Origin of the sequence: Ferviditalea candida (assembly GCF_035282765.1) — a bacterium.
Classification (GTDB): Bacteria; Bacillota; Bacilli; order Paenibacillales; family KCTC-25726; genus Ferviditalea; species Ferviditalea candida.
In genome coordinates this window covers 24,612-42,440 of the sequence record NZ_JAYJLD010000021.1, presented here as the reverse complement: position 1 = coordinate 42,440, position 17,829 = coordinate 24,612, and the positions used below count along the sequence as shown (strand labels likewise).

Annotated in this window: 16 protein-coding genes and 1 pseudogene; 13 read left to right on the top strand and 4 right to left on the bottom strand. The window is 50.6% G+C overall.

The window, feature by feature from the left end:
- Position 1 precedes the first annotated feature (1 nt).
- Positions 2–988 carry a UDP-glucose 4-epimerase GalE gene (galE, locus tag VF724_RS13815; RefSeq protein ID WP_371754842.1) on the bottom strand — a complete coding sequence of 329 codons (987 nt, stop codon included), beginning with the start codon at positions 986–988 and terminating at the stop codon, positions 2–4.
- Positions 989–1,167: 179 nt separating this feature from the next.
- On the opposite strand from galE, the gene VF724_RS13810 reads away from it, so the two are divergent.
- From VF724_RS13810 to glnA, 5 genes are all read left to right on the top strand, one after another.
- A complete protein-coding gene (locus tag VF724_RS13810) occupies positions 1,168–2,130 on the top strand; it encodes an AAA family ATPase (protein ID WP_371754841.1) in 963 nt (320 codons plus the stop codon).
- 64 nt (positions 2,131–2,194) lie between these two features.
- A complete protein-coding gene (gene hflX / locus VF724_RS13805) occupies positions 2,195–3,478 on the top strand; it encodes a GTPase HflX (RefSeq protein ID WP_371754840.1) in 1,284 nt (427 codons plus the stop codon).
- Positions 3,479–3,537: 59 nt separating this feature from the next.
- Positions 3,538–4,788 (top strand): methionine gamma-lyase family protein, encoded by a 1,251-nt coding sequence (locus VF724_RS13800; protein ID WP_371754839.1) that lies wholly within the window; start codon positions 3,538–3,540, stop codon positions 4,786–4,788.
- 89 nt (positions 4,789–4,877) lie between these two features.
- Positions 4,878–5,282: a MerR family transcriptional regulator gene (locus tag VF724_RS13795; protein ID WP_371754838.1), complete on the top strand. Its 405-nt coding sequence runs from the start codon at positions 4,878–4,880 to the stop codon at positions 5,280–5,282.
- Between the two features lie 165 nt (positions 5,283–5,447).
- Positions 5,448–6,776, top strand: coding sequence for a type I glutamate--ammonia ligase (gene glnA, locus VF724_RS13790; RefSeq protein WP_371754837.1), 1,329 nt, complete (start codon positions 5,448–5,450; stop codon positions 6,774–6,776).
- A 150-nt stretch (positions 6,777–6,926) separates the two neighbouring features.
- Here glnA and lexA read toward each other — a convergent pair whose 3' ends face one another.
- On the bottom strand, positions 6,927–7,544 hold the full coding sequence (lexA, locus tag VF724_RS13785) for a transcriptional repressor LexA (protein ID WP_371754836.1): 618 nt from the start codon (positions 7,542–7,544) through the stop codon (positions 6,927–6,929).
- A 150-nt stretch (positions 7,545–7,694) separates the two neighbouring features.
- On the opposite strand from lexA, the gene VF724_RS13780 reads away from it, so the two are divergent.
- The 4 genes from VF724_RS13780 (at position 7,695) to VF724_RS13765 (ending at position 9,851) form a co-directional block, all read left to right on the top strand.
- Complete coding sequence (locus tag VF724_RS13780; protein WP_371754835.1) at positions 7,695–8,114, top strand: LysM peptidoglycan-binding domain-containing protein; 420 nt, start codon at positions 7,695–7,697, stop codon at positions 8,112–8,114.
- Positions 8,115–8,343: 229 nt separating this feature from the next.
- Complete coding sequence (locus tag VF724_RS13775; RefSeq protein ID WP_371754834.1) at positions 8,344–8,523, top strand: DUF896 domain-containing protein; 180 nt, start codon at positions 8,344–8,346, stop codon at positions 8,521–8,523.
- Positions 8,524–8,534: 11 nt separating this feature from the next.
- On the top strand, positions 8,535–9,035 hold the full coding sequence (locus tag VF724_RS13770; RefSeq protein WP_371754833.1) for a hypothetical protein: 501 nt from the start codon (positions 8,535–8,537) through the stop codon (positions 9,033–9,035).
- 18 nt (positions 9,036–9,053) lie between these two features.
- The gene (locus VF724_RS13765) at positions 9,054–9,851 is read left to right on the top strand and encodes an HAD family hydrolase (RefSeq protein WP_371754832.1); all 798 of its coding nucleotides are present in this window, start codon (positions 9,054–9,056) and stop codon (positions 9,849–9,851) included.
- A 52-nt stretch (positions 9,852–9,903) separates the two neighbouring features.
- Here the strand turns inward: VF724_RS13765 and mtnD are convergent, their stop codons facing one another.
- Positions 9,904–10,440, bottom strand: a complete 537-nt coding sequence (gene mtnD / locus VF724_RS13760) for an acireductone dioxygenase (RefSeq protein WP_371754831.1) — start codon at positions 10,438–10,440, stop codon at positions 9,904–9,906.
- A gap of 275 nt (positions 10,441–10,715) precedes the next feature.
- Here mtnD and metH point away from each other — a divergent pair, with 275 nt between their 5' ends.
- Positions 10,716–14,159, top strand: coding sequence for a methionine synthase (gene metH / locus VF724_RS13755; protein WP_371754830.1), 3,444 nt, complete (start codon positions 10,716–10,718; stop codon positions 14,157–14,159).
- Positions 14,160–14,267: 108 nt separating this feature from the next.
- Positions 14,268–15,209, top strand: coding sequence for a ribonuclease Z (gene rnz, locus VF724_RS13750; RefSeq protein WP_371754829.1), 942 nt, complete (start codon positions 14,268–14,270; stop codon positions 15,207–15,209).
- A gap of 110 nt (positions 15,210–15,319) precedes the next feature.
- Here the strand turns inward: rnz and VF724_RS13745 are convergent.
- Positions 15,320–15,610, bottom strand: a pseudogene (locus VF724_RS13745) (hypothetical protein).
- 142 nt (positions 15,611–15,752) lie between these two features.
- Here VF724_RS13745 and VF724_RS13740 point away from each other — a divergent pair.
- Positions 15,753–16,028: a hypothetical protein gene (locus VF724_RS13740; RefSeq protein WP_371754828.1), complete on the top strand. Its 276-nt coding sequence runs from the start codon at positions 15,753–15,755 to the stop codon at positions 16,026–16,028.
- Between the two features lie 280 nt (positions 16,029–16,308).
- Positions 16,309–17,616, top strand: a complete 1,308-nt coding sequence (gene murA / locus VF724_RS13735; RefSeq protein WP_371754827.1) for a UDP-N-acetylglucosamine 1-carboxyvinyltransferase — start codon at positions 16,309–16,311, stop codon at positions 17,614–17,616.
- The last annotated feature ends 213 nt before the right edge of the window (positions 17,617–17,829 follow it).

Here is a 17,829-nt window from a genome sequence, read left to right as displayed (position 1 = left end):
TCTATTCCTTATACCCGTCCGGATATTTGCGGTGCCAGTTCCAGGCATCTTGAATGATCGTTTCCAGCTGCCAGCGCTTCGGTTTCCAATTGAGTTCCGTTTTGATTTTTTCCGAGGAAGCCACAAGCACGGCCGGATCGCCGGGCCTTCGTTCAACGGCGACTGAAGGGATGCGGTGTCCCGTGACGTTTCTGGCCGCTTCGATCACTTCAAGGACGGAGTAGCCTTTTCCGTTCCCCAAGTTATAAACACAGCTTTCGCCGCCGTTGCGCAGTTTATCGAGCGCCAGTACATGAGCCTCCGCCAGGTCCGAAACATGCAAATAATCCCTGATGCAGGTGCCATCCTGTGTAGGGTAATCGTCTCCAAAAATCGAGATATGCTCCCGCTTTCCGAGCGGGACCTGCAAAATCAGCGGAATCAGATGGGTTTCCGGGCGGTGGTCTTCCCCGATCCGGCCGTTTTCGTGCGCTCCTGCAGCGTTGAAATAACGAAGCGCGGCGTATTTGATGCCGTGCGCGTGATCGAACCATTTCATCATTTTTTCCATCGCCAGCTTCGTTTCGCCATATGTATTGGTCGGCGCGGTTCGATCCTGTTCAAGAATCGGTATGTGCTCCGGTTCCCCATAAGCGGCGGCGGTCGAGGAAAAGACAATTTTGTTCACGCCGAACCGGTTCATGGCTTCAAGTAGGCACAGGGTGCCGTATACATTGTTGTGGTAATATTTGGCGGGGTCGCTCATGCTTTCGCCGACAAGCGAATGGGCCGCAAAATGGATGACGCCTTCGATCTCATTGTTTTTGAAGACTTGTTCCATGAACCCTGTATCGCGGATGTCTCCGACGAGCAGTCGGCCGCCAAGCAAGGCGTCCTTATGTCCCTGCTGCAAATTGTCGATCACGACGACCTCTTCGTTATTTTCCAGCAGGGCGGCAACGGTGTGCGAACCGATATATCCCGCTCCCCCGGTAATTAGGATGCTCATTGACGCTACCACTCCATTTTTCAAAAAAAGATATATTGATTTCAGTATAACTCCCTCAACCGATTCTAACTATGAAATTTTGTTATATTTCTGTGCGGCGGGGTTCTAAATAAAGATTCTGCAACTTTTTCTGGGCTCCTGCGTATACTGCTAACACCTTGAGAAATGGGGTGACAGACATGAGCGGCGGGGCCATGACAGAATCCATAGATTTTCGACAAAATTCCAGACGGATCAGCGTTGTGCTGAGAAATCAGGATCAGGAAGCACCGTCCAAGAATCGGGAATTTCCCTTATCGTCCAATTCGTTTCCGTTGGAAAAAGAGTTTGCCGATATTTTGTCGGAGCTGGATAGAATGGTAGGCTTGGAGCATGTCAAGGAATTGGTCTATGAAATCTATGCTCTCCTCCAGGTGGAGCAATTTCGCAAATTGGAGGGGCTGCTTACCAAACCGCAGGTTTATCATATGGTGTTCAAGGGCAATCCCGGTACGGGAAAGACGACAGTGGCCAGGATTTTGGGCAAATTGTTCAAAACGATGGGCGTTTTGAAAAAAGGACACCTGCTTGAGGTCGAACGGGCCGATCTGGTCGGGGAATATATCGGACACACCGCTATCAAAACGAGGGATTTGATCAAAAAGGCGATGGGCGGCATCATGTTTGTTGACGAAGCCTACAGTCTGGCTCGCGGAGGCGAGAAGGATTTCGGAAAAGAAGCGATTGACTGCATGGTCAAAGCGATGGAGGATCACCGGGAGGATTTTGTGCTGATTCTGGCCGGTTATTCGGAGGAGATGGATTATTTTTTGTCCATGAATCCCGGACTTCCGTCGAGGTTTCCGATCCAGGTCGACTTTCCCGATTATACGGTCGAACAGCTGATGCAAATTGCGAACCTGATGCTGCAGGAGCGGGAGTATTTGTTTGCGCCTTTAAGCGCGGAAAAATTCCGCATTCAGCTGGCACAGGTCAAAGCGCAGGAATGGGAAGGCTTCAGCAACGCCAGGTATATTCGCAATCTGATTGAGAAGTCCATCCGGTATCAGGCCGTCCGCTTGGTCAGACAGCATATGAGAAGCCCGTCAAAACAAGAGCTGATGACGATTCGACCGGAGGATTTGCAATTTGATAAAATATAAATATGGGGGATAATGGATAAAGGATTCCAGCGTTATCGGACATTAGATAGAGAAGAGGAAAAGCATGCATAAACAAACGTACGAGACCATGCGGCAGGACAAGGAAAGAGCGGTCTTGGTCAGCCTCGCATTAGATCGCCAGTCCGATTCCCGAATGGAGGAATACTCGTTATCCGAATTGGTGAATTTGGCGGAAACGGCAGGCGTCGAGGTGGTGGATACCTTTGTGCAGAAAAGGGAAACCCCGGATCCCAAATGGTTTATCGGAAAGGGAAAAGCGGATGAAGTCAAGCAAAGAGCCATTCAACTGGAAGCCGGTACGGTCATTTTCGATCAGGAGCTTACGGGCACCCAAGTGAGAAATTTGGAGGAAGCGCTGGACGTCAAAATAATCGATCGGACGTCGCTGATCCTCGATATTTTTGCGCAGCGCGCCAAAACCCGCGAAGGCATCCTGCAGGTGGAGCTTGCCCAGCTCAGCTATCTTCTGCACCGACTGTCCGGGCAGGGGAAAAATCTGTCCAGACTGGGCGGTGGCATCGGCACCCGCGGTCCCGGGGAAACAAAGCTGGAGACGGACCGCCGGCATATCCGCAAACGGATCGGGGATTTGAAGGAGTACCTCCGGGAAGTGAAGCGCCATCGCAAGCTGCAGAGGGAAAGACGAAAAAAATCAGGCGTGTATCAGGTTGCCCTTGTCGGATACACGAATGCGGGAAAGTCGACGCTGCTGAGGCAATTGACAAAAACGGAAGTTTATGTGGAAAATCAGTTATTCGCCACGCTGGACCCGCTGTCAAGAACGTTCAGGCTGCCGAGCGGACAGGAAATTGTTTTGACGGACACGGTCGGCTTCATCCGCAATCTCCCGCATGAGCTCGTTGCGGCATTCCGCGCCACTTTGGAGGAGGTTGGCGAAGCCGATCTCATCGTCCATGTCGTAGATTGTTCAACGGAAATGTACAATGAACAAATCGAGGTCGTTGAACAGGTTTTGGACGAGCTTGGAGCGCAGGGGAAAGATCGTCTCATGCTTTTCAACAAAGCGGACCTGTGCCCGCCGGAACAATTGGACATGCTTTCTTCCGGCAGCGGCGGTCTTGTAATTTCCGCTTATTCCGAAACGGATCTGAATAGGGTGGCGGAAGCGATTGACAAGAGCCTGCTGGGGGACCGCAAACGGTTCCGCATCCCGGCCGGCCAAGGGGAAATCATTTCCCTGGTCTACAGAATAGGGAATGTGACGGAGCAATCCGCAGATGGAGAGGATCTGCTGTTGACCGTCAGCGTCAATGCCGGGGATTACGGAAAATTGTCCCATCAATTGGCGGCCTACGAACAAAAGTAATCCGACAAAAAACGAATGCACAAACAAAAGCAGTGTACGAATAAAAGGAGTCATTGAACATGTATTTTTCAGAGGATTTGCTCAGTCTTGCCGACCGGGTTGAAACGCGTATCGAAGGAAGGCTGAAGGAAATAGACAGGTTGATCGATTTCAACCAGTGGAAGGTCCTTGACGTTTTCCGGAAGCATCGGGTAAGCGATTATCATTTCGCTTCCTCCACCGGATACGGCTATAACGATCGCGGGCGTGAAGTGCTCGACACGGTTTATGCCGATATATTCAAAGCGGAATCGGGCATTGTCAGGCCGCATTTTGTTTCCGGAACGCACACGATTGCCGCCGCGCTGTTCGGAGTGCTGAGGCCGGGCGACCATTTTCTGTTCATTACCGGCAAGCCCTATGACACCCTGCACAAGGTGATCGGAAAAGACCGGGACGGAACCGGGTCCTTGAGCGATTGGGGGATCTGTTATGACCACGTTGAGCTTCTGCCGGACGGAACCGTCGATTGGGAGCGGGTTCGCGGAGCAATCAAGGAAAATACCCGCCTGATCGGCATCCAACGTTCCAGGGGTTATGAGTGGAGAGCTTCGTTCTCAGTCGAAGATATTGCTGAAATGGTCCGGCGCATCAAGGAAATCCGCTCCGAGCTCATCGTTTTCGTCGATAACTGCTACGGAGAGTTCACGGAGTCCCGCGAACCGACTGAAGCAGGGGCTGATTTGCTGGCCGGCTCGTTGATCAAAAATCCCGGAGGCGGCCTTGCTCCCTCCGGCGGCTACATTGTCGGCAGAAGAAAGTATGTGGAGCTGGCTGCAAACCGATTAACCGCCCCGGGTATCGGCGGTGAGGTCGGAGCGATGCTGGGAACGACTCGAGCATTTTATCAAGGGCTTTTTTTGGCGCCTCATATTGTCGGACAAGCGCTCAAAGGGAGCGTTTTCGCTGCGGGCATGTTCGAGGAGTTTGGTTTTGCGACGCAGCCCCGATGGGATGCGCCGCGATCGGATTTGATTCAGGCGATTCAATTCGCGAATCAGGATCATCTGATTGCTTTTGTCCAGTCGATCCAGCAGGCTTCGGCGATCGACGCGCATGTTGTTCCGGAGCCTTGGGACATGCCCGGATATGAACATCCCGTCATCATGGCAGCGGGAACCTTCATTCAGGGAGGCAGCCTTGAGCTTTCTGCGGATGCCCCTATTCGCCAACCCTATATTGCGTATCTTCAAGGGGGTCTAACGTATTCCCATGCCAAACTCGGCGTCCTGCATGCGATCAGCTCCATGCTGGGAAAAGGGCTGCTGTAAACTGTAATTAAACCTTACATTCCTTGACAAGTTTCCGGATAAACAATACAATATACTTAATGATGTTATTTTGAAGGGTGATGATGGAGATGAGCAATGAAATCCGCAGAAACATGGCTCTTTTTCCGATCGGAATCGTAATGAAGCTTACGGATCTTACCGCAAGGCAGATCCGCTATTACGAGCAGCATGAATTGGTCATTCCCGCGAGGACCGATGGGAATCAGCGGTTGTTCTCTTTTAACGATGTTGAAAGGCTGTTGGAAATCAAGGCCCTCATCGAAAAGGGCGTCAATATTGCCGGAATCAAGCAAATGCTGAAACCGGTTAACCGCGATTCCGAAGAAGCTACAGTCATCACGGAACAAACTCAGGCTAAAAGGCGGGAGCTGTCGGATGCCCAACTGCACAGGATGCTCAAGCAGCAGCTGACGGAAAGGCGTCCGGGCCAGGTGTCTCTCATTCAGGGGGAATTGTCCCGCTTTTTTCAATAATCTCAGGCAATAACCTATCCTGAAAATTCACTTCCGCTTTAAAAGCCATTCAATGTGAATTATTCAGGGACTTATCGCGCGCCATTTTCATCATCTGCCGGTGCGATGAAAATGGCATGGGACGTCTCAAGATGTGAAATGAACCATTTTTTAGGAGGAGATTTTGTGACTTATAGCAAAGAAGACATTTTACGCATCGCCAAAGAAGAAAATGTAAGATTCATCAGGTTGCAATTTACCGATCTTCTAGGCTCGATCAAGAATGTGGAAATTCCGGTCAGCCAGCTGGAAAAAGCGCTGGACAACAAAATGATGTTTGACGGTTCGTCCATCGAGGGGTATGTGCGGATTGAAGAATCCGATATGTACCTGTATCCCGATCTGGAGACATGGGTCATTTTCCCTTGGGTTACGGAAGATCGTGTCGCCCGCCTGATCTGCGACGTGTATATGCCTGACGGAACTCCGTTTGCCGGAGATCCCCGCGGCATTCTAAAACGTAATCTGGCCTATATGGAGAGCATGGGTTATACGGCAATGAATGTCGGGCCCGAGCCTGAATTTTTCCTGTTCAAAACAGATGAAAAGGGCAATCCGACACTGGAGCTTAACGACCAGGGCGGATATTTCGATCTGGCTCCGACCGATTTGGGTGAAAACTGCCGCCGCGATATCGTACTGACGCTGGAGGAGATGGGCTTCGAAATTGAGGCTTCTCACCACGAGGTGGCGCCCGGACAGCATGAGATCGATTTTAAATATGCCAATGCGCTTCATGCCGCCGACCAGATTCAAACCTTCAAGCTGGTTGTCAAGACGGTAGCCAGAAAGCACGGCCTGCACGCGACATTTATGCCGAAGCCGCTGTTTGGCGTGAACGGATCCGGGATGCACTGCCATCAATCCTTGTTCAAGAATAACGAAAATGCCTTTTTCGAGGATAAGGATAAGCTGGGCTTGAGCGACGACGCCCGTCACTACATGGCGGGTATTCTCAAGCATGCCCGCAGCTTCGCAGCCATCACCAATCCTACCGTTAACTCCTATAAGCGTCTCGTTCCGGGATATGAAGCCCCTTGCTATGTGGCTTGGTCGGCGAGCAACCGTTCGCCGATGGTGCGTATTCCCGCTTCCCGCGGCTTGAGCACCCGAATTGAAGTGCGCAATCCGGACCCCGCCGCAAATCCGTATCTGGCGCTGGCTGTCATGCTGAGAGCGGGCCTGGATGGAATCGAGAACAAGCTGGGTCTGCCATCGCCCACAGACCGCAACATTTATGTGATGAGTGATGAGGAACGTTTGGATTACGGCATCCCCAGTCTCCCGATGAATCTGAGAGAGGCATTGACTGAGCTGCTGCAGGATGATGTAATTTGCGAAGCGCTCGGCGACCATGCGCTCGCCCATTTCGTCGAGCTGAAAGAAATTGAGTGGGATATGTACCGCACGCAGGTTCACTCGTGGGAACGCGACCAGTACTTGACGCTGTATTGATCGGTCCGGATCTGTCGGGGTGACGCGCATCGAGCGGAGGTATAGATCAGCAAGATCATAGCGAAAAGCAGAGGGCTGGAGTACCGACTCCAGCCCTTCGCGTATGCCCGGCAAAAATAGCGGAAATAACTATGCAACTAAAACCGGTGATTACATTTCTCTGAATAAACCGATGACTTTGCCGAGAATCGTCACTGAATTGAGGTAAATCGGCTTCATTGAAGAGTTTTCCGGCTGCAGGCGGATGTGATCCTTTTCCTTGTAAAATCTCTTTACGGTTGCCTCATCTTCCTCCGTCATGGCGACGACAATATCTCCATTGTTCGCTGTTTGCTGCTGCCTGACGATCACGAAATCCCCGTTGTGGATTCCCGCCTCGATCATGCTGTCTCCGACTACGGAAAGCATGAATACGTTTTCGTCTCTGACGAAATGCTCGGGCAGCGGAAAATAGTCCTCGATATTCTCGGTAGCGGTGATCGGCATTCCAGCCGTAACCTTCCCGATCAGGGGCACCCTGGCCACCGACAGCGGAAACATTGCGGAGTCATCGTCTCCGTTCAAGATTTCAATGGCTCTCGGCTTGGTAGGATCCCTGCGGATCAGACCCTTCTTCTCCAATCTTTCCAGATGGCCGTGAACTGTAGAGCTTGATGCCAGTCCGACCGCTTCTCCAATTTCCCGTACGGAGGGAGGATAGCCTTTGTCCCTGACCTCCTGTTTGATAAATTCCAAAATCGCTTGTTGGCGGCTTGAAATTTTGGACATTCGGATCACTCCAATTTCTAAATTTACTGTTTTTGGTAGTATAACACAGAATAGCCGTTCGTACAAACATAAGTTCGAAAAAAACGTTGACACAAACAATTGTTCGTGTTAAATTTGTTGTATGGAGAACAAATGTTTGGGGGATTGAGAATGACTTATTATTCCGCATTGAGTGACAACGCATCTTTATTTGCTAACGAATCTTCATTGAAATATAGAACCAGAGGGAAATACCGAAATTCACCGGCAGGGGCCGGAATGGGGGCGGCAAGAAGCCGCTCGAAGTCTTTTCACTTCATGGTTTTGTTCGTTTTTATCATATTGTCCAGTTTTTTATTCGGTATGATGGTTGATGCTTACGCTTCCGGCAATTCGCTGGACACATCCTTGACGAACGTCCACGAGCCAGCCGTCGTATTTGCCAAGCAGGGTGATTCGCTGTGGTCAATTGCGAGGTCTCACGCTCAGGATGGAACGGATTTGCGTTCATATATTGAGGCAATGAAAAAATTAAACGGAATTAAGAACGGTTATATTATGGAGGGACAGAAGATTGTTCTTCCGGACTGAAGCGGATTTCCTAAGATGAAAGTATGATGAACGGTTAATCCGGGTATTCGAATTCGTCAAGAACCTGTCACGACAGGTTCTTTTTGCATATCGTCACATACCGTCTTTGATCCTCTCAGAGACCCTATTGGATTTGCGATTGAATCGTATTTTTTTCTATTTCTTTTTATTGGATTCAAGCTTGACAATCAACGGTCGGCATGTCAAAGTATTGTGGGGGGAAAAGAAGATGAATTGGGAACAAACCATAGTCAGAATCAATGAATTGTCGAGAAAGAAAAAATCCGTAGGTTTGACGAAAGAAGAAACGTTGGAACAGAACCGGTTGAGGACGATATATATCGAAAAGTTTAAAGCTTCATTAAAGCATCAGTTGGACTCGATTCGATTCGTAGACAATCAGCAGTAAGGAGGATGGCAATGTCCCGCAAATGGGAACGCATGGTGCAAAAAAACACCGAAAAATTAAACAAACAGCGAGCCAAGTTCGGACGAACTCCTATTTCCGAAGCGGAAAGCAGCAAGATTAGAGGCAGAAATTGGGTCGGTCCGATATTGCTTGTGCTGGTTGCAATATACTACATGCTTACTTTTATTTCCACGTCCAATACGTCGATGTATTGGGTAACCGCGATCAGCTATTTGCTTCTTGCCGCTCTTTTTGTCTTCAGAAGGCCTTTTCTTGAGATAGATCGCAAAAACTTAAGCACCCGCAGATTCAGCGGCTTTAAATCGCTTGGTGCAGATGATATTGACCAGATCGTCATTCAAAAGGGCTATGTTATCATTTCAGCGAAGGATGGCAAAACGCGGTGGGTATTCTCCCGACTGATTCAATTATATGATATCGGGATGCTTTCGGAGAAACTGCAAGAATTCGCAAAAAATCATTCTATTCCCGTAATCCATCAAACCAAATAGATGAAGGAAGGCTCAGAAATGACGATCAAGGCTGTACTGTTTGATTTGGACGATACTTTGCTGTGGGATGATAAAAGCGTTGAAGAAGCATTTCAGGCCACCTGCAGGGAAGCGCAAAAGATGGCCGGAATCGATCCGTTTGAACTGGAACAGGCGGTCCGCCGCGGAGCGATAGCGTTATATGAAACTTATGATGTTTTTCCGTTTGCGAAAATGATCGGCATTAATGCGTTTGAGGCGCTTTGGGGGCATTTTACTGAAGGAGCCGATGAAAATTTCAGGAAGCTGGAGCGTCTGGCGCCGGTCTATCGAAAGGAAGCATGGACGCGCGGCTTAAAGGCTGTCGGTGTTGATGATCCTGAGCTCGGTTACAGTCTGGGTGAAATCTTTCCGGCTGAAAGGCGCAAACGGCCGCTCGTCTATGACGAGACGTTTCCCGTACTGAACCGCCTGAAGGATGAAGGGTATCAACTGCTGATGTTAACAAACGGGGCGCCCGATTTGCAGCAGGAGAAGATCAACGGCGTGCCGGAATTGGCGCCATATTTTGAGCATATCGTGATATCCGGAAATTTCGGCGAAGGAAAACCGGCCGCGTCGATTTTTGAATATGCGGTCAGATTGCTCGGGATCCGGCCCGAGGAAGGCATTATGGTGGGAGACAAGCTGAATACGGATATTCTCGGTTCTTCGAGAATTGGTATGCCCAATGCCTGGGTGAATCGCAGAGGCAGCGAAAACCGGACGGAAATTCGTCCCGTTCATGAAATTCGCAATTTGCAGTCCTTGTTCGACATTCTCGAGCACAGCCGGTGAATATTACGTAGAACCCGATCCTTATCGAAAAAGATCGGGTTCTTTTTAACTCTCAGGCGAATTCCGGATCGCTGAAAGGATGGGCTATCCAACCCTCCTTCTCGATAAACAGGCGAATCGCAACGATTTTGCGATCCTCCATCAAGGTGAAAAAGTGGGGAGTGTTTTCGGGTACGGAAATAACGTCGCCGGCCGTGACTTCAACATCTATATACCCCATATCTCCGCTTCCCTTAATGATGAAAATTCCGTTTCCCGCCGTAATGGCACGGACTTCGTCTTCCGTATGCGTATGCACCTGCTCGAACTTTTTCAGCAATTCCTCCAGGTTCGGGGTGGCATCGGAAAGGGCGATCACATCCCAGATCAAATAACCGCGGCGCTTTGCGAGATCGCGAATTTCCTCGTCATAAACGGCAAGCAGTTGGCGGGTATCCGCTTCGTTCAAGGCGAAATTTTCACGGAGCGAATCCGGCAATTTTCCGATATCCCAGTGCTCGTACAATATGTTCTGACTGTTCAAAAATGCTTTGACCTGCTCCACGCCCGTTATCGTTTCATTGGTGTTTCTGATTTTGATTTTCGCCACAGAGGTTCCTCCCTCGCAAATTCATTTCAATTATTCGTATTATAGTGCATCAGCCAAGTAAAGTCGATGTCCATCTTGAAAATTCACGCTTCAGCTTCCCATTCTCAACCAGAGGGTGCCATGAAATGGCATGGGACGTCAATCTTGAAAATTCGTTTGCTGCAGCTTTCGAAAATCCGATAAATTTGGTAGACTATAATTTAAATGCAAAAAAGAGAAAAAGATCCCACGGAATCATGAGGGAAGGATTAGAGATACATGGAGGGAAACGATTCATGGTGAAGCCGAGCTTGAAGGAACAAATGAGCCAAAAAATATTGATCCTTGACGGTGCGATGGGCACGATGATCCAGCAGGCTGAATTGACAGCCGAGGATTTCGGCGGCGAGTCCTATGAGGGCTGCAACGAAATGCTGGTATTGACCCGGCCGGATGTGATCAGCCGCATCCACGAGGCTTACCTTGAAGCCGGTGCGGATATTATTGAAACCAATACGTTCGGCTCAGCCGATGTAGTTCTGGCGGAATATGAGCTCGAAGACAAAGCATATGAGATTACTTATAAGGCTGCGCAGCTGGCGGTCAAAGCGGCGGAAAAATACTCCACTCCAAAGTGGCCCCGCTACGTCGCGGGGGCCATGGGCCCGACGACCAAGACGCTTTCGGTCACCGGCGGCATTACGTTCGACCGGCTTGCGGAAAGCTACTACGAGCAAGCGCTTGCCTTGATCGAAGGCGGCGTTGATCTGATTTTGCTGGAAACCTCGCAGGATACGCTCAACGTGAAGGCCGGCGGTGTTGCCATTCAAAGGGCCTTTGAACAGACGGGCAGGACGCTTCCGCTGATGATTTCAGGAACGATCGAACCGATGGGAACGACATTGGCCGGACAATCGATCGAAGCTTTTTACATTTCCCTGGAGCATTTGCATCCCGTTTCCGTCGGACTCAACTGCGCGACCAGGCCGGAATTTATGCGGGATCATATCCGTACGCTTGACCAAATCTCGGATACTGCGGTCAGCTGCTATCCGAACGCGGGACTGCCTGACGAAAACGGCCACTACCACGAATCCCCCGAATCGCTTGCCCAAAAAATCGCTGGCTTTGCGGAGCAGGGCTGGCTCAACATCGCCGGCGGATGCTGCGGCACGACTCCCGATCATATCCGGGCGCTGGCCAAGACGCTGCGGGGCTATCGACCCCGCCTGCAGGACGGCAGCCATCCGCCGGCCGTATCGGGGATCGAGACGGTTTACGTCGAGCCGGACAATCGTCCGCTCATGGTTGGAGAGCGGACCAATGTGCTGGGCTCGCGAAAGTTCAAGCGGCTGATTGCCGAGGGCAAGTATGAAGAAGCCGCTGAAGTCGCCCGCGCTCAGGTCAAAGGCGGCGCGCACGTCATAGACGTGTGTCTGCAGGATCCGGACCGGAACGAAATGGAAGATATGGAGCTGTTTTTGCAGCAGGTGGTCAAGAAAGTGAAGGTTCCGCTCGTGCTGGATTCCACGGATCCGAACGTGATCGAGCTGGGCTTGAAATATTCCCAGGGCAAGGTGATCATCAACTCCATCAATCTGGAAGACGGCGAAGAAAAGTTTCGCGTGATCATGCCGCTGATCCATCGGTACGGGGCGGCGGCCGTCGTCGGCACGATCGACGAGAAGGGGCAGGCCATCACGCGTGAAAACAAGCTTGCGGTCGCCCGGCGGTCTTACGATTTGCTGGTGAACAAGTATGGCATGAATCCCGGCGACATTATTTTTGATCCGCTGGTCTTCCCGGTCGGGACCGGGGATGAGCAGTACATCGGATCGGCGAAGGAAACGATCGAAGGAATCCGTCTGATCAAGCAGGCGATGCCTGAATGCCAAACGATTCTGGGCATCAGCAATGTGTCGTTCGGACTGCCCGAGGTGGGCCGGGAGGTGCTGAATGCCGTTTTTCTGTATCACTGCACCAAGGCCGGACTGGATTATGCCATCGTCAACACGGAGAAGCTGGAGCGTTATGCGTCCATTCCGGAGGAGGAACGCCGTCTGGCGGAAGCGCTGATCTTTGACACGAACGAGCAAACGCTGGCCGAATTCGTCGCGTTTTTCAGGGGACGCAAAAAGGATAAAGCGGAGAAAATCTCCAGCCTGAGCCTGGAGGAGCGTTTGTCTTCCTATATTGTGGAGGGCACCAAAGAAGGGCTGTACGCCGATTTGGACGAAGCTTTGCAGAAATCCAAGCCCTTGGAAATCATCAACGGTCCCTTGATGGCCGGCATGGATGAGGTAGGCCGCCTGTTCAACAACAATGAATTGATCGTCGCCGAAGTGCTGCAGAGCGCGGAAGCCATGAAAGCCGCAGTTTCCTACTTGGAGCCGTATATGGAAAAAACGGAAACGTCGGTCAAAGGCAAAATCCTGCTGGCCACCGTAAAAGGCGACGTGCATGATATCGGCAAAAATCTGGTGGAGATTATCCTGTCCAACAACGGATACCAAATCATCAATTTGGGCATCAAAGTGCCGCCGGAGCAGCTGATCGAGGCATACCGGAAGGAAAAGCCGGATGCCATCGGGCTCTCCGGTCTGCTGGTCAAATCGGCCCAGCAGATGGTCGTGACGGCACAGGATTTGAAGGCGGCCGGCATCGATGTTCCGATTCTTGTAGGTGGCGCCGCACTTACCCGAAAATTCACCAAAACGCGCATAGCTCAAGAATATGACGGGCTGGTGCTGTATGCGAAAGACGCGATGAACGGCTTGGAATTGGCGAATCAGTTAAGTGTTCCCGAGCAGCGCAGGAAGCTGATTGAGGAAATGCGGAAAAGCAGGGATTCCGACGTCATGGATACCGGCAAAGCTTTCAAATCGGCCCCGTCCGAGTCGCGGCCGATCCGCTCCGGTGTTTCCAAGGATGCTCCCGTGTTTATTCCGCCGGATACGGAACGCCATATTCTCAGGGATTATCCGGTCGGCCATATCCTTCCGTATATCAATATGCAGATGCTGCTTGGGCATCATATGGGTTTGAAAGGCTCGGTCGAGCAATTGCTGGCCGACAAGGATCCGAAGGCGGAGGCATTAAAGCGGACGGTCGATGCCATCCTCGAAGAGGCGGTCAAGGAAGGGATCATCCGGGCAAACGGCATGTATCGGTTTTTCCCCGCGCAGTCTTCGGGGGACAGCATCCTGATCTATGACCCCGATGACGCTTCGAAGGTGATCAAGACATTTACCTTCCCGCGGCAGCAATCCGAGCCGTATCTTTGTCTGGCGGATTATGTGAAATCCGTGGACAGCGGAATAATGGATTACGTCGGGTTTCTGGTGGTGACCGTAGGCCAGGGCATCCGCGAGAAAGCTGAGGTTTTGAAAAATCAAGGCGATTATTTGAAATCCCACGCGATTCAGGCTGCGGCGCTGGAGACCGCGGAAGCGTTCGCGGAGCGGCTGCATCACATTATGCGCGATGTATGGGGCTTTTCCGATCCGCCGGAAATGACGATGAAGCAGCGCTTTGGCGCTCGCTATCAGGGAATTCGCGTTTCTTTCGGATATCCGGCGTGTCCCAACTTGGAGGATCAGGAGCTGCTGTTCGATTTGATGAAGCCGGAGGATATCGGCGTTCAGCTGACCGAAGGATTCATGATGGAACCGGAGGCTTCGGTTTCCGCCATGGTGTTCGCACATCCGCAGGCGCAGTACTTTAACGTCGAAAAAGCCTGATCGGACGCATACTAAAAGCGGGCTTGAAATGTTTTTTTCCATTTGAACTACAATAGCCAATCGGGGACAGTGGTTAATGCCAAACACACGGAAACGGAGACATGTGGTATGGATCTGTATTTTTTGGGAACCGGAGCAGGAATGCCGTCTAAACAGAGGAATGTCACATCCATCGCGTTAAGCTATGTGGATGAACGCGGCGGTTTCTGGCTGTTCGACTGCGGGGAGGCCACCCAGCATCGAATCATGCATTCCCCTTTAAGGCTGAGCAAGCTGGAAAAGCTGTTCGTTACCCATCTGCATGGGGATCACATATACGGAATTCCGGGCTTGCTGGCGAGCCGTTCTTATCATGGCGGTGAAACGCCATTGGCGATCTATGGCCCAAAAGGGATCAAGCATTGGATTGAAATCACGCTGAAGCTCAGTCAATCCCGCCTGAATTATCCGCTTGAAATCGTTGAAATTGAAGAGGGCATCGTGCTCGAGGATGATCATTTTTCGGTCGAAACGGCACGTTTGGAGCACCGTGTGGACAGCTACGGGTACCGGGTGAAGGAGAAGGAAAAACCGGGACGGCTGCTGATTGAAAAGCTGCGGAACCTGGGGATCCCCTCGGGTCCGCTGTATGGAAAGCTGAAGCAGGGGCTCGATGTCGATCTGGAGGATGGACGCAAGCTGGCCGCAGGTGAATTTCTTGGGCTTTCGACTCCCGGAAGAACCGTTGCCATTCTAGGCGATACCCGTGTTTGCGAAGCATCGCTGAAGCTTGCCGAGAACGCCGACGTGCTTGTGCATGAATCGACGTTTGCGTCGAAATTGCACGACCTGGCATTCAAATATCATCACAGCACGGCAAAAGACGCGGCGATGACGGCCAAGAAGGCCGCGGTCCAAACCTTGATCATGACCCATATCAGTTCCAGGTACCAGGGGGAAGAGGAAGAAGAGCTGTTGAACGAAGCGAAATCGATTTTTCCGAATACGTTTCTGGCCCGCGACTTCTGGTCATATGCCGTACCAAGTAAGAAAGCGAAGCAGAATAAATAGCAAAAAGGGTATAAAAGATGAAGCTAAGTGGAATAAAGACAAAATAAAACAGAATAAACAGGTATGAAAGAAGCAGAAGGCATGTGTTTTGCTTCTGCTTCTTCCCGGGGTTATTGTTCCTTCTGGGCGCGGGCCTCGTCCTTGATTTCTTCTCTCATGCTTTGAATGCTTTCATTGCGGTTTGCATTTTTATTTTGACGTCCCATGCATTTTCATGGCACCGGCAGGTGATGAAAATGGCAAGCTGAAGCGTCCCCGAAGAATTCACTTTGAATCGTTATTAAGCCGAAGTGAATTTTCGGGATTGAAGTCGATTTTTTTCTTCCGCAGAAATTTCATCCGCATGCCTCATCCAAATACCGCTCGCTTTCCTCCAAATTATCTATTGTGTTTTGCACCATGCTCTGCAGCTTTTCCACATTGTCTTCCCGGTTGTCAGGCTTGGCCATTTATTGTTACTCCTTGTTGGGTTGATGGATTCCAACATTAAGATAAGCCAATTTTTTGTTCCTTATGCAGACCGACAGAAAGGATGAATCGATTGTGCGGATACGATGGGTTCAACCGAAGGCTCCTTACGATTTCCACAAAATTACGAAACGCCTGAAGGGAGTTCGTCACGAACTGTATCGGCTGGACGGGAATCGATTGAGCCGCACGCTGAGGATCGGAGAAAGCATTGTTCTCGTTCAAACGGAATCCGTGGGGACGGTGGAAGAACCTGTATTGAAAATGGCCGTTTCCGGAGCTGAGGACGACCGGGTTGCCATTGAAGCGGTTCGGCGAATGGAACGCATACTCTCGACGGGGCTGGAGTGATCGCCTTGGTCCAGTTATTTAACCTTTTATCTGTGGGAAAGCTTAAATGCTTAAGCCAAACCGGCGAATAAACACGAAAAAAGATGAAAATACACGAATAAACACGAAAAAATTGTTTTTTTTGCAGGATATACCAGACGAAAAGCGAATAAATATGATGATTAGAGAAAATACGAGGAAAATGAATTGACTTGCAGGATGCTTCGAGTATATAAAGAAATAGGGATTTTAATAATCGCGTAGTCGGCACGAAAAAACAAGAAAGCGGGTATTTGGGTTAATGTTGAAATGGATAGAAATCATGCCCTCAGGAGCACTTAACGGCAGCGTGAAGGTTCCCGGTTCCAAAAACAGTTCACTCGCTTTGCTGGCAGCCTCATGCATGGCCGACGGTCCCGTGAGATTGCAAGGAATTCCAGATTTATTCGATATTAAAGTGATCCAAGGGATTTTCCAAGACATCGGTGTTTCCATGACGAGGCAGGGAAGGGATTTGATCATCGATCCCGGCTCCATTGCTTCCTCCGATTTGGATATAGACAAAACCTCGGCTTTCCGCGCTTCTTACTATTTTGTCGGCGCGCTTTTGGCCAAGCAGAAAAAAGTGCGTATCGGTTATCCGGGCGGTGACGATTTCGTATCCCGTCCCATAGATCAGCATTTTAAAGCACTGAAAGCGCTAGGTGCGAATATTGAGTTAAAGGATACATACTATATCGTCGAAGCGGAGCGGCTGGTAGGAACGGATATATTCTTCGATGTAATTACGTCCGGTGCGACGATCAATGCGCTGCTGGCCTCGGCGAGAGCATCCGGAACGACGGTTTTGCGCAATGCCGCAACGGATCCCGAAGTGGTCGATACAGCCAATATGCTCAACCAAATGGGGGCGCGGATCCGGGGAGCGGGTACCAGCACCATTCGAGTGGAAGGCGTGAAGGAGCTTTCAGGATGCACGTATTCCGTCATTCCCGATCGTTTGATTGCTGGCGCTTTTCTGCTGTCGGCCGCGGCAACCCGGGGGACCGTCACGGTCGAGGGAGCCATACCGGATCATCTCGGTTCATTCCTTTCCAAGATGGAAGAAATCGGCGTCGGCATTGAAATCAATGAACAGAAGATTACGGCGCATGGCGATGTCCGGCTGAAGGCTGTTCGCGTCAGGACGGGAATGTATCCGGGCTTTGCAACGGATCTGCAGCAGCCGCTGACTCCGGTGTTGCTCAGGGCGCACGGGAAGAGCATCATCACGGAGCGGGTCTATCCCAAACGGTTTAATCATGTCCAGCAATTGAACCGGATGGGAGCCAACATTGAAGTCAAGGGTCCGAGCGCCTGGATTTCCGGAACACAGACGCTGCAAGGGGCTCTTGTACATGCTTCCGATGTTCGCGCAGGGGTTTCCCTGATCATCGCTGGACTCATGGCGGAAGGAAGCACGGCCATTACCGGAGTGGAGCATGTTGAAAGAGGATACGAGGATATTATAGGAAGTTTTTCGGCTTTGGGCGCCAAGTTGGCTCTGAAACAGGGAGGGCGGCTTGAAGGCGAGCAGGCATATTGGTTGAAGAACGCCGCGAGAAAATAATCGCATTGCTGGAAATGTTTATTCTTTCAGCATGTTGCCAGTTTTTACAAGACTGTAACATTATGAACTCCTTGAATGACATTAAGTGTTTTCTTAACGTATGCCATTAATTCAATTTCATTAACAGGCTCAGTATGAGAGAATGGATCTCTATCATGATGGAACCTCTTGCTGATTAATCCCTTCGAGTTCAGACAAATGACTTTGCATTTG